The 12,510-nt window shown below is 60.1% G+C and carries 11 protein-coding genes; 4 read left to right on the top strand and 7 right to left on the bottom strand.

Features of this window, described 5'->3' with window-relative positions; genetic code table 11:
• Positions 1-85 precede the first annotated feature (85 nt).
• Entirely contained in the window at positions 86-862 is a 777-nt protein-coding gene (locus RYC17_RS09455) for a ferredoxin--NADP reductase (RefSeq protein WP_002555237.1), read from the bottom strand.
• A gap of 336 nt (positions 863-1,198) precedes the next feature.
• Between RYC17_RS09455 and RYC17_RS09450 the strand changes: the two genes are divergently transcribed.
• Positions 1,199-1,432 (top strand): helix-turn-helix domain-containing protein, encoded by a 234-nt coding sequence (locus RYC17_RS09450; RefSeq protein WP_005745352.1) that lies wholly within the window; start codon positions 1,199-1,201, stop codon positions 1,430-1,432.
• A gap of 130 nt (positions 1,433-1,562) precedes the next feature.
• Positions 1,563-2,687, top strand: a complete 1,125-nt coding sequence (locus RYC17_RS09445) for a methyltransferase (RefSeq protein WP_219170246.1) — start codon at positions 1,563-1,565, stop codon at positions 2,685-2,687.
• Between the two features lie 86 nt (positions 2,688-2,773).
• Here the strand turns inward: RYC17_RS09445 and RYC17_RS09440 are convergent, their stop codons facing one another.
• The 6 genes from RYC17_RS09440 to RYC17_RS09415 all read right to left on the bottom strand — a co-directional run bounded on the left by RYC17_RS09440 (position 2,774) and on the right by RYC17_RS09415 (position 9,534).
• Positions 2,774-2,941, bottom strand: coding sequence for a DUF2474 domain-containing protein (locus tag RYC17_RS09440; RefSeq protein WP_002555239.1), 168 nt, complete (start codon positions 2,939-2,941; stop codon positions 2,774-2,776).
• Positions 2,942-2,962: 21 nt separating this feature from the next.
• Positions 2,963-3,970 (bottom strand): cytochrome d ubiquinol oxidase subunit II, encoded by a 1,008-nt coding sequence (gene cydB / locus RYC17_RS09435; RefSeq protein WP_058401879.1) that lies wholly within the window; start codon positions 3,968-3,970, stop codon positions 2,963-2,965.
• Positions 3,971-3,973: 3 nt separating this feature from the next.
• The gene (locus RYC17_RS09430; RefSeq protein WP_058401880.1) at positions 3,974-5,413 is read right to left on the bottom strand and encodes a cytochrome ubiquinol oxidase subunit I; all 1,440 of its coding nucleotides are present in this window, start codon (positions 5,411-5,413) and stop codon (positions 3,974-3,976) included.
• Positions 5,414-5,819: 406 nt separating this feature from the next.
• Positions 5,820-8,021, bottom strand: coding sequence for a xanthine dehydrogenase family protein molybdopterin-binding subunit (locus RYC17_RS09425; protein WP_219170247.1), 2,202 nt, complete (start codon positions 8,019-8,021; stop codon positions 5,820-5,822).
• Positions 8,018-9,007: an FAD binding domain-containing protein gene (locus RYC17_RS09420; RefSeq protein WP_058409461.1), complete on the bottom strand. Its 990-nt coding sequence runs from the start codon at positions 9,005-9,007 to the stop codon at positions 8,018-8,020. Before RYC17_RS09420 ends, RYC17_RS09425 begins: the two co-directional genes overlap by 4 nt.
• Positions 9,004-9,534, bottom strand: a complete 531-nt coding sequence (locus RYC17_RS09415) for a (2Fe-2S)-binding protein (protein ID WP_058401883.1) — start codon at positions 9,532-9,534, stop codon at positions 9,004-9,006. Before RYC17_RS09415 ends, RYC17_RS09420 begins: the two co-directional genes overlap by 4 nt.
• Positions 9,535-9,799: 265 nt before the next feature.
• Between RYC17_RS09415 and RYC17_RS09410 the strand changes: the two genes are divergently transcribed.
• The gene (locus RYC17_RS09410) at positions 9,800-11,095 is read left to right on the top strand and encodes an NCS2 family permease (RefSeq protein ID WP_316902825.1); all 1,296 of its coding nucleotides are present in this window, start codon (positions 9,800-9,802) and stop codon (positions 11,093-11,095) included.
• Positions 11,092-12,177, top strand: coding sequence for a tRNA (uridine(54)-C5)-methyltransferase TrmA (gene trmA / locus RYC17_RS09405; protein ID WP_316902823.1), 1,086 nt, complete (start codon positions 11,092-11,094; stop codon positions 12,175-12,177). The genes RYC17_RS09410 and trmA overlap by 4 nt, the downstream gene beginning before the upstream one ends.
• Positions 12,178-12,510 lie beyond the last annotated feature (333 nt).

The raw sequence follows: 12,510 nt of genomic DNA, 5'->3' as shown, positions 1-12,510 counted from the left end.
CGCGTCTATAAACACTGAATACGTGCAAGACATAACATCGTGCCGCATCAATGAGGTATGACGCAGAGCGTTCTGCCTTCCCCACTTACCAATACGTCTCCACCGCAACCTGCCCCGGCTTGCGTGACAGGCTCAGGCGCATGTCGCGCTGTTTGAGCAATGCGCGTGTGTCGTCGATCATCTGCGGGTTACCGCACAGCATCACCCGAGAATGCTCAGGTGTCAGTGCGATGCCTGCCGCGCGCTCGAGCTCTCCGTTTTCAATCAACTGCGTAATTCGGCCACTCAGTGCGCCCGGATGCTGTTCGCGGGTCACAGTCGGTAGAAACAGGAACTTGTCTGCGTATTCCGCCAGGTATTCACGCTGCATCAGTTCGCCAATCAACTGCTGATAGGCCAGTTCGCGGGACTCACGAACGCTGTACACCAGAATCACCCGTTCGAACTTCTCCCAGACCTCGAAATCCTGAAGGATCGACAGAAACGGCGCGACACCCGTACCGGTGGATAACAGCCAGAGGTCGCGGCCATCGACAAAACGGTCCAGGGTCAGATAACCAAACGCGAGTTTTTCCACCATCAATTCGTCGCCTTCGCGCAGACGGCTCAGTTCGCTGGTGAATTCGCCATCCGGCACCACGATGGAAAAGAACTCCAGAAACTCGTCGTGCGGTGAAGACACCATCGAGTAGGCACGCCATACGGTGGTGCCGTCGGCCTTGGTCACACCGAGGCGCGCAAACTGTCCTGCCCGAAAGCGAAAACCGGGATCGCGCGTGGTGCGCAGGGTGAACAGGTTGCTGGTCAGCGGCGTGACACGCTGCAGTGTCTGTCGGGTGAATTTGTCGTCACTGACGGTCATGGTGTGCTTTGAACTCCTGAATATGAAAAGCAGAACCCAGTGTCCCGCAAAGCGGGCCCGATAAACACCGGCTGTTTGTGGTGAATTACCCGGTCAGCCACCCTGCGGCTTAGAGTATTTGGTTCTTGAGTCAGCCAATGCCCGACCGAACCTCTACAGGGCAAATTGCCGCGACCCCTCTTGCACAGGGGTTTCAGCCAAAAGGCCGATAACACGCTGCCAAGTGCCATCAGCCCATCCGTCCGGGTAGTACGCGCAGGCGCAGTTTGCGGTGTTTTTGTTCCTAGACTGGATAAACGAACAGCAAGGTCTGGACACGTACTGCAAGGAGGCTACATGAACACAATGGAAATAAAATTTTCACAGCCCTCGCCAGCAAAAAACCTGACTCAGAGAGAAATCGAAGTCCTCAAGTGGTCCGCCGAAGGCAAGACAGCTGGCGATATCGCAATGATTCTCTGCCTGAAGGAGCGCACCATCCACTTTCATATTGCCAGCGCCATTCAGAAAATGGGCGTTTGCAACAAGACGGCTGCTGCCGTACAGGCCGCACTGAGCGGGATGTTCTGATAAAGCCGGCAGCCGCGCCGCAATCAAACAGGTATCAAAACGAAAAAATACGTAAAATCGTCTGTCTCGGCGAGCCCACCTGTCTTCGGGCTCACTGGCACACTTTCGATTGCACAGAGTTCTCCCGCCAATGCCCCTGCTCATCAGTCCTTTCGCTGAACTTGATCTCATTCGCCAACCCGAGCAACAGGATGAGCCGCTGCAGGCATTCGATGCTGCTGACGAGTACCTGCTCAATCATGTTGCAGAAACCGGGCTGAGCCTGCAAAGCCGGGTACTGGTGCTCAATGACAGTTTCGGCGCGCTGGCGGCGAGTCTGGCGTCTCATGCCACAGTGGTCAGCAGCACCGACTCTTTCCTGGCTGCACAAGGCCTGGAAAAGAACCTGGCACGCAACGGCATGAGCTATGACGCCGTACCGCACATCCCGGCCAGCGAGCCCTTGAACGGGCCGTTCGACTGGGTGCTGATCCGGGTGCCGAAGACCCTGGCGCTGCTCGAAGAGCAACTGATACGCCTGCAGGGTCAACTGGCACCGGGTGCTCGCGTTGTCGCTGCAGCCATGGTCAAGCATTTGCCACGTTCGGCTGGCGACCTGCTGGAGGAGTACGTAGGGCCGGTGCAGGCCTCACTGGCGGTGAAAAAAGCCCGGCTGCTGTTCGCTACGCCACAGCCCATGGAAGTGCGGACTTCGCCCTACCCGACCCGTTACCGTCTCGACGAGCCGGCCATCGAGCTGCTCAACCACGCCAATGTATTTTGTCGCGACGGGCTGGACATCGGTACCCGGGCATTCCTGCCTTATCTGCCGAAAAACCTCGGCACCGCAAGGGTCGCCGACCTGGGATGCGGCAACGGCGTGCTGGCTATTGCCAGCGCGCTGGACAACCCGCAGGCGCACTACACGCTGGTCGACGAGTCGTTCATGGCCGTGCAATCGGCAGCCGAGAACTGGCGCGCAACGCTGGGCGAACGTGCGGTGGCAGTTCGGGCAGCTGACGGGCTGGACACTCAGGAACCCGACTCGCTGGATGTGGTGCTGTGCAACCCGCCCTTCCATCAGCAACAGGTGGTGGGAGATTTTCTTGCCTGGCGCATGTTCCTCCAGGCGCGTGCCGCACTGGTTAACGGCGGCGCGCTGTATATCGTCGGCAACCGTCACCTGGGTTATCACACCAAGCTGTCGCGCCTGTTCCGCGGTGTCGAGCAAGTGGCGGCCACGCCGAAATTCGTGATCCTGAAAGCACGCAAGTAATCCACGGCGCAAAAAAAGACCCTCTTGCCAGCGGGTGGCAAGAAGGTCGCAAAACGTGTCCGGTGGACACGAACGGGAATTCAGTATCAGTGTGTCGTCAGGCCCGCTGCGCTCATGAACATGCGCATCAGGCTGGCTACGATAAACAGCGCAAATACGCTGCCCGCCCAGATCCCGACCAGCCAGGCCAGTCGTTGCCAGAGCGGCTTGCTCAGCGCCGGATCAGGATCGTGCATGGAATTTTTACCAGACATCGTCAATCTCCTCGGATCGAACTAGTGATAACCGTCTGCAGCCGTCACCTTGCCGCGGAATACGTAGTAGCTCCAGAAGGTGTAGCCCAGGATGAACGGAATGATGAACAGCGTGCCGACCAGCATGAAGCCCTGGCTCTGCGGCGGCGCTGCGGCTGCCCAGATCGTTACCGAAGGCGGAATGATGTTTGGCCACAGGCTGATGCCCAGCCCGCTGTAACCCAGGAATATCAGCAACAGGGTCAGCAGGAACGGCGTGTAGTGGGCATTGCGGGCGACTGCCTTGAACAGACCGTACATAGTCACCAGCACCAGCACCGGCACGGGCATGAACCAAAGCAGATTGGGCATGCTGAACCAGCGATGGGCAATGTCCGCATGGGCCAGCGGCGTCCACAGGCTGACCACCGCCATGACCGCCAGCACAGCCAGTGCCAGAGGGCGGGCCAGATCATGCATCGCCTTCTGCAGCGAACCTTCGGTTTTCATGATCAGCCAGGTACAGCCCAGCAGCGCATAGGCGACAATCAGGGCCAGGCCGCAGAACATCGGAAACGGCGAGAGCCAGTCCAGTGAACCGCCTGCGAACTGGCGATTGACCACCGGAATGCCTTCAATGTAGGCGCCCAGCGCAACGCCCTGAAAGAAAGTTGCAGCCAGCGAACCGCCAATGAACGCCTTGTCCCAGAGGTGGCGTTTCTGTTCGGTCGCCTTGAAGCGAAACTCGAACGCCACGCCGCGAAAGATCAGGCCCATGAGCATGAACATCAGCGGCAGGTACAGCGCAGACAAGACCACCGAGTAGGCCAGCGGGAATGCACCGAACAGTGCCGCACCGCCCAGCACCAGCCAGGTCTCGTTGCCATCCCAGACCGGCGCGACGGTATTCATCATCACGTCACGGTCGGAACTGTCTTTCATGAACGGGAAGAGAATCCCGATGCCCAGATCGAAGCCGTCCATCACCACGTACATCATGATGCCGAAGACGATGATGATGGCCCAGATCAGCGGAAGATCGATACCCATGGCTTAAATCCCCTTGCCGAGACGGTCAGGATGGTCGCCATCTTCTTCGCCTTCAACAGCGGCGGAGAGCGGACGGGCCGGAGTGCGTTGCTGGCCGGGACCACCGTGAGGCACATGTTCGACATAGGCTTTTGGCCCCTTGCGAACCAGACGCATCATGTAGCCAAGACCTGCACCGAACAGCACGAAATATACGACCACGAACAGCACCAGAGTGATGCTCATCTGCGCCACGCTGTGGCCGGACGATGCATCGGCGGTGCGCAGCAAGCCATACACGACCCACGGCTGACGGCCTATCTCGGTGGTGAACCAGCCGGCGAGAATCGCGATCAGGCCAGACGGCCCCATCCACAGCGCCAGGTACAGGAATGGACGCGAGTTATACAGCGTGCCGCGCTTGCGCAGCCAGAGGCTCCACAGGCCGGTGAAGATCATCAGCATGCCGAGGGCGACCATGACCCGGAACGACCAGAACACGATTGTCGAATTAGGCCGATCCTCAGGCTTGAACTCCTTGAGCGCCGGCACCTGCTTGTCGAGACTGTGAGTCAGGATCAGGCTGCCCAGGTACGGAATTTCCACCGCGAACTTGGTACGCTCTTCCTTCATGTCGGGAATGCCGAACAGGATCAGCGGGGTCGGTTCATCACCGACGTTTTCCCAGTGGCCTTCAATGGCGGCGATTTTCGCCGGCTGATGCTTGAGCGTGTTCAGACCGTGGAAGTCGCCGACCACTGCCTGAATCGGCGCAACCAGCAACGCCATCCACATGGCCATCGAAAGCATCTTGCGCACGGCGGGTGTATCGCGACCGCGCAACAGGTGCCAGGCAGCCGACGAGCCGACGAAGAACGCAGTTGCCACGAACGCGGCGATGGCCATGTGCGTCAGGCGGTACGGGAACGACGGGTTAAAGACCACCGCGAACCAGTCGGTCGGAATGACACGGCCGTCGATGATCTCGAAACCTTGCGGCGTCTGCATCCAGCTGTTGGACGACAAAATCCAGAACGTGGAAATCAGCGTGCCAATGGCAACCATCACCGTGGAAAAGAAGTGCAGCTTACGGCCGACACGGTTCCAGCCGAACAGCATGACGCCGAGGAAACCCGCTTCCAGGAAGAAGGCGGTCAGTACCTCGTAGGTCAGCAACGGGCCGGTAACAGCACCTGCAAAGTCAGAGAAGCGGCTCCAGTTGGTGCCGAATTGATAGGCCATCACCAGTCCGGAGACCACGCCCATGCCGAAGTTGACGGCAAAGATCTTCGACCAGAAGTGGTACAGGTCACGGTAGACGTCATCGCGGGTCTTCAGCCACAGACCTTCGAGCACAGCCAGGTAGCTTGCCAGACCAATAGTGATGGCAGGAAACAGGATGTGAAACGAAATGGTGAATGCGAACTGAATTCGGGCGAGATCTATAGCCTCTAAACCGAACATAATATGTTCCTCTCTCAGATGAAACCTGTTGCCGGCTGTGAGCCAACAACGATTGCTCCCACGGTAATGAGTGCTTATGTTTCTTTATTCTGGCGTTTCCAATGGCGAAAACGCTGGCCGAAGCACTGATCACTGCCTGAACGCAATGATGCAGATCAATCGACCATGAAAGAGTAGTCCTGTTCAGCCGCTAAAGTCGTGTGGTCTATTGTCGCGTGGCGAGTTGTCTCACCGGTAGAGCACTTGCAGACGCCCACCGTTCCTCACGCTCTAGCGTGAGAATGCCGTTCGTGACGCTCCGCGTCACACCTGCGCCGCACCACCTACGCAAGAGGACGCAGAGCGTCCAGAACCGCATGCCAACGCAGAGCGTTGGCACGATAAGCAGTTGGATTTGCGCGCGCGATTACAACAACTTGTCCAGCGTGATCGGAAACTCGCGGATCCGCTTGCCGGTGGCGTGGTAGATCGCGTTGGCAATCGCTGCCGGTACGCCCACGATGCCGATCTCGCCGACGCCTTTGGAACCCAGCGCGTTGACGATCTCGTCGTGTTCTTCGACAAACAGCACGTCAATATCGCCGATATCAGCATTAACCGGGATGTGGTACTCGGCCAGGCTGTGGTTCATCGGGCGGCCCAGAGTGTGATCAAGCATCGCCTCTTCCTGAAGCGCCATGCCCATGCCCCAGACAACACCACCCAGAATCTGGCTACGCGCCATCTTCGGGTTCACTACCCGGCCCGCTGCCACGGCACTGACCACGCGATTGACCTTGATCGTGCCCAGGTCCTCGTCGACCAGCACTTCGACGAATACCGCCGAGTGCGTTGCAGCCGCATAGGCTTCACGCTTCTTGTCCGGCTCGGCATCAACTTGCACTTCAATCGCACCACTGGCTTGAGAGGCAGCCAGCTCTGCCATCGACAGCGCCTGCTCGCCCACATACAGCTTGCCCGCTTCGAAACGCACCTCATCCGGCGTGGCAGATGCGAACTGCGGATGAAGCCCTTTGGCAACTTCCAGCACCTGACGCTGCAGGGCCTGACACGCCTGCTGCACCGCTGTACCCACTGAAGACACGGTAAACGAGCCGCCCTGCAAAGGCGCGGTCGGCAACGAAGAGTCACCCAGTAGAAAGGTGACATTCTCCACATCGATGCCCGAGGCTTCAGCAGCGATCTGCGTCATCACAGTGTACGTACCCGTACCGATGTCAGTCGTGGCACTGCTGACTACTAAACTGCCATCAGCCTCAAGACGCGCCTTGGCGCTGGCTTTCATTTGCATGGCTTCCCAGACACCGCCCGCCATGCCCCAACCGACGAGTTGGCGACCTTGACGCATGCTGCGCGGCTCGGGGTTGCGACTTTCCCAACCAAAACGCTCGGCACCCTGGCGATAGCACTCGCGCAACTCTTTGCTGGAGTAAGGCTTGTCTTCATTACCGTTGCGTTCGGCGTAATTGGTCAGGCGCAGACGCACCGGGTCGATGGCCAGCGCACAGGCCAGCTCGTCCATGGCGCACTCCAGACCGATCATGCCCAATGCAGCACCCGGTGCACGCATATCCAACGGCGTGAACACGTCGAGCGGCACCAGTTTGTAAGTCAGTTGCACGTTATCGCAGTGATAGAGCATGCCGCTCCACTCAACAACATGCTCGCTGAAGTCCTCGAAACGCGAAGTCTGGCCGATGGCTTCATGCCCAATGGCCAACAGACGACCGTTGGCAGCCGCCCCCAGACGCAAGCGCTGCACGGTGCGCGGGCGATAGCCGAAGGTGAACATCTGTTGTCGAGTCAGCGTCAGGCGCACCGAGCGCTTCAGATGCAACGCCGCCATCACCGCCAATGGCAGCTGATATTGCGGACGCAGGCCTGAACCGAAGGCACCGCCGACAAAGGCTGCCAGCACGCGGATCTTGTCCTTTTCCAGACCGAAGACCTTGTGCAGGTAGTCCTGACAGTTCTGCGTACCCTGGGTCTTGTCGTGAATCTGCAAGCTGCCGTCGGCCTGATACAGGACTGTCGACGCGTGCGGCTCCATCGGGTTGTGGTATTCGCTGGGCGTGCTGTACGTCACGTCAACGCTAAGCGCAGAACCGGCCAGCTCACCATCGAAGTTGCCACGCGGCGGCGGCAATTCGGCAGGCGCGTCATAGGCGGTGTCGAGCATGGCCTGCAGATCGGTCTGGTGCTCCTGCTGCTCGTATTCGATACGCACCAGCGAACCGGAATGTCGCGCCAGCTCCAGCGTATCGGCGACGACCAGCGCCAGTGGCTGGCCGCTGTACATCACGTTGTCGTTGTAAAAAGGACGAAACGGCGAACCGTCAGCCGAATCGGCGTCCTCATAGTTTTCGTCGTAACTGGCCAGCCACGGTCGATTGGTATGATCGATAACAGCGACCACACCCGGAACCTTCATTGCCTCGCTCGTATCGATGCTGGCGACGCGCCCGTTGGCGATGGTGCTGGAGACCACGCTGGCGTACAGCAGCCCTTCTTCAGGGTACTCACCGGCGTAGCGCGCGCCACCGGTCACTTTCAGTCGGCCGTCGACGCGGTCCACCGGCTTGCCCATTGGCGAAAATGGCTGGTTCATTGGGCGCTCCCTCCTGTTGCTGCGTCGCTCAAGGCGCGAATGATCGCGCGGCGCGCCAGCCTGACTTTGAAACCGTTATGTTCAAGAGGCTGCGCGTGCTCAAGCATGGCGTCTGCGGCAGCGGCGATGTTCTCGCGGGTGACCGGCTTGCCGATCAGCAGCGCTTCGACCGCCTTGTCGCGCCATGGCTTGTGCGCGACACCGCCCAAAGCCAGACGCACGTCGCGTACCACGTCACCGTCCAGATCGATGGCAGCAGCGACCGATACCAGGGCAAACGCATAGGACGCACGGTCACGAATCTTCAGATAAGCGTTGTGACTGGCAAAGCCCTGTGCAGGCAGCTCGACCGCGATGATCAACTCATCATCGGCCAATTGATTATCGCGTTGCGGCGCATCACCCGGCAGGCGGTGGAAATCCGCGAACTCTATGGTGCGACGACCGGCACGTCCTTCGACGTGCACCACAGCCTCCAGCGCAGCGAGGGCCACACACATATCGGATGGATGCGTGGCGACACAATCGTCACTGGCGCCGAGGATCGCGTGAATGCGGTTCAGACCTTCACGCGCCGGGCAGCCACTACCCGGCTCACGCTTGTTGCACGGCACACCGGTGTCATAAAAGTAATAGCAACGGGTGCGTTGCAGCAGGTTGCCGCCAGTGCTGGCCATATTGCGCAACTGTGGCGAGGCACCGGCCAGTACGGCTTTGCTCAGCAACGGGTACCGTGCTTCGATCAACGGGTGATACGCCAGGTCGGCGTTGCTGACCAACGCACCGATCATCAGACCGCCCGAGGCGGTTTCAGTGACATCCCTTAAAGGCAGGCCGGTGATGTCGATCAGGTGCTCGGGCGTCGCGACGTTTTCTTTCATCAGGTCGAGCAAGTTGGTGCCACCCGCAATGAAGCGCGTGGCAGGCCCGCTCAGGTTGACGGCTGCGCTGACGTCGGTCGGCTTGCTGTAGGTAAACGGATTCATGCGTTCACCTCCGTTTTGGGCACCGCATTGTGAAACTGCGGCAAGGCCTCTTCGACAGCGGCAAGAATGTTGCTGTATGCGCCGCAGCGGCACAGGTTACCGCTCATCAGTTCCTGAATCTCGGCACGCGTGCTGGCGCGACCTTCATTGGCAAGCCCGACAGCCGAGCAGATCTGCCCGGGCGTGCAGTAGCCGCACTGGAACGCATCGTTCTTGATGAACGCCTGCTGCATGGGGTGCAACTGGTCGCCATCAGCCAGGCCTTCAATGGTGGTCAGCTCGGCACCGTCGCACATGATCGCCAGCGTCAGGCAGGCATTGATGCGCGTACCATCACGCAGTACGGTGCATGCACCACACTGGCCGTGGTCGCAGCCTTTCTTGGTGCCGACCAGGTCAAGCTGATCACGCAGCAGGTCCAGCAGGGTGGTCCAGGGCAGCACGTCCAGCTGGCGCTGCTGCCCGTTCAGGGTAAGAGAGATCGCGTGGGTCGCGAAATCCTTCGGGTTCGGGGTCGTTGCACTCATGGAAACCTCACGGTAGGCGGTCGCTTAGCGCACTTTTTATGCGTCTTAAGGGGTGGGACTTCGCGAGGTTTGCAACGTTCAGGCTTTCTTGATGAGCGTACTTGTCATCGAAAGGCAGTCATCCACAGGCAGCCATCCCGCCAAGCTGCTGGTATGATGCGCGGCTTTTTCCGACCCGCAAAAATCAAACGGGCTGCCCTGCAGTCTGTGCATTGCTGCTGGAGTCGATCATTCACGACGCGCGCCGCGTCACGGAGAGCCAGACATGCTGGAAAGGCTGTTTCAACTCAAGGCACACAACACCAACGTGCGGACCGAGATTCTTGCGGGCGTCACGACTTTCCTGGCGATGGCTTACATCCTGTTCGTCAACCCGAGCATCCTCGGCGAAACCGGCATGGACAAAGGCGCGGTATTCGTCGCCACCTGTCTGGCAGCCGCCATCGGCTCGACGGTGATGGGGCTGATCGCCAACTACCCTATCGCCCTCGCTCCGGGCATGGGCCTGAACGCCTTCTTTACCTACACCGTGGTCCTGCACATGGGCCACACTTGGCAGGTCGCGCTGGGTGCAGTGTTCATCTCGGCGGTGATGTTCTTCATTCTGTCGATCTTTCGCATCCGTGAATGGATCATCAACAGCATCCCTCTGCCCCTGCGTTCAGCCATTGCCGCCGGTATCGGCCTGTTTCTGGCGCTGATCGCCCTGCATAACGCCGGAATCGTGGTCAGCAACCCGGCCACCATCATCGGCATGGGCGACCTCAAGCAGCCTGCCCCGGTGCTGGCTACCCTGGGCTTCTTTCTGATCGTTGCCCTGGACCACCTCAAAGTGCGCGGCGCGGTGCTGATCGGCATCCTCGCGGTCACCCTGGTGTCCATCGCGCTGGGCTTCACGCCGTTCGGCGGTGTGGTGTCGATGCCGCCTTCGCTGGCACCCACGTTCATGCAACTGGACATCATGGGTGCGCTGGACGTTGGTCTGGTGAGCATCATCTTCGCCTTCCTGTTCGTCGATATCTTCGATAACTCCGGCACCCTGATCGGCGTGGCCAAACGCGCCGGGCTGATGGGCAAGGACGGGCACATGCCGAAAATGGGCCGTGCACTGATCGCCGACAGTACTGCCGCGATGGCCGGTTCCCTGCTGGGCACCTCGACCACCACCAGCTACATCGAGTCGGCTGCGGGCGTCAGCGCGGGTGGCCGCACCGGTCTTACTGCCGTGGTGGTCGCCGTGCTGTTCCTGCTGGCGCTGTTCTTCGCCCCGCTGGCCGGTAGCGTGCCCGCCTTCGCCACCGCACCGGCGCTGCTGTTCGTCGCCGTGTTGATGGCGTCCGGCATGGCTGAAATCGACTGGGACGACATCACCGTCGCAGCGCCGGTGGTGATCACTGCCCTGGCGATGCCGTTCACCTACTCCATTGCCAACGGCATTGCCTTTGGCTTCATTTCCTGGACAGCGATCAAGCTGTTGTCGGGACGCTGGCGCGAGCTGAATTCCGCGCTGGTGATCCTGTCGATCCTGTTCGTGATCAAGCTGGGCTGGTTCAACGCATGAGTGTTCCTTTCGACCCTGCGAGCTACGACCGTCAGCTCGAAGAAAAAACCGTCCGCCTGCGCGAATTGCTGGCCCCGTTCGATGCGCCCGAGCCGCAGGTGTTTGATTCACCGCGCGAGCATTACCGGCTGCGCGCCGAATTTCGCCTGTGGCGCGAAGACCAAAAGCGTTATTACGCGATGTTCGCGCCGGGCGATAACCGAACGCCGATTCTGCTGGAAGGCCTGCCGATCGCCAGCGAGCGCATCAACGCGCTGATGCCGGTGCTGCGCGAGCGCTGGGAAGCCAGCCCGACGTTGAATCACAAGCTGTTTCAGGTGGACTTCCTGACCACGCTGGCAGGCGACGCGATGATTACCATGTGCTATCACCGCCCGCTGGACGCTGAATGGCAAGCCGCTGCCGAGCAATTGGCTGCTGAGCTGAACGTGAGCCTGATCGGCCGCTCCAAGGGTCAGAAGCTGGTCATCGGCCAGGATTACGTGACCGAGAAGCTCGATGTGGCCGGCCGCACCTTCAGCTACCGGCAACCGGAAGGCGCGTTCACCCAGCCCAACGGCACGGTGAACGGCAAGATGCTCAACTGGGCCTTTGACGCGCTGGGGGAACGGCAAGACGATCTGCTTGAGTTGTACTGCGGCAATGGCAACTTCACCCTGCCGCTGGCCACCCGCGTGCGCAAGGTGCTGGCAACCGAGATCAGCAAGACTTCGGTCAATGCCGCGCTGAGCAACCTGGATGACAACGGCGTGGACAACGTCACGCTGGTGCGTTTGTCGGCTGAAGAGCTGACCGAGGCTCTGAACGAGGTTCGCCCGTTCCGCCGTCTGCACGGTGTGGACTTGAAGAGCTACGACTTCGGCAGCGTCTTCGTCGACCCGCCACGCGCCGGCATGGACCCGGACACCTGCGAACTGACCCGCCGCTTCGAGCGCATTCTGTACATCTCCTGCAACCCGGAAACCCTCGCCGCCAACATCGCCCAGTTGCACGACACCCACCGGGTCGAGCGCTGCGCCCTGTTCGACCAGTTTCCATACACCCACCACATGGAATCGGGTGTGCTGCTGGTTCGCCGTTGAGGCTCCCCCGGACTCCACTATCGTGCGACGCTCTGCGTCGCATGCCGTTCCGGACGCTCCGCGTCCTATCCTGTACATGCGGCGCGGCGCAGATCTGTGACGCAGAGCGTCACCCACGGCATTACCACGCTGGAGCGTGAGGAACGATAATCTCGACTATCGTGCGGCGCTCTGCGTCGCATGCCGTTCCGGACGCTCTGCGTCCTATCCTGAACATGCGGCGCGACGCAGATCTGTGACGCAGAGCGTCCTATCCTGTACATGCGGCGCGGCGCAGATCTGTGACGCAGAGCGTCACCCACGGCATTACCACGCTGGAGCGTGAGGAACGAT

The sequence above is a fragment of the Pseudomonas syringae group sp. J248-6 genome (assembly GCF_032586995.1).
Classification (GTDB): domain Bacteria; phylum Pseudomonadota; class Gammaproteobacteria; order Pseudomonadales; family Pseudomonadaceae; genus Aquipseudomonas; species Aquipseudomonas amygdali.
The sequence above is the reverse complement of the archived record's forward strand: the minus strand, read 5'-3'. Positions and strand labels throughout refer to the sequence as shown.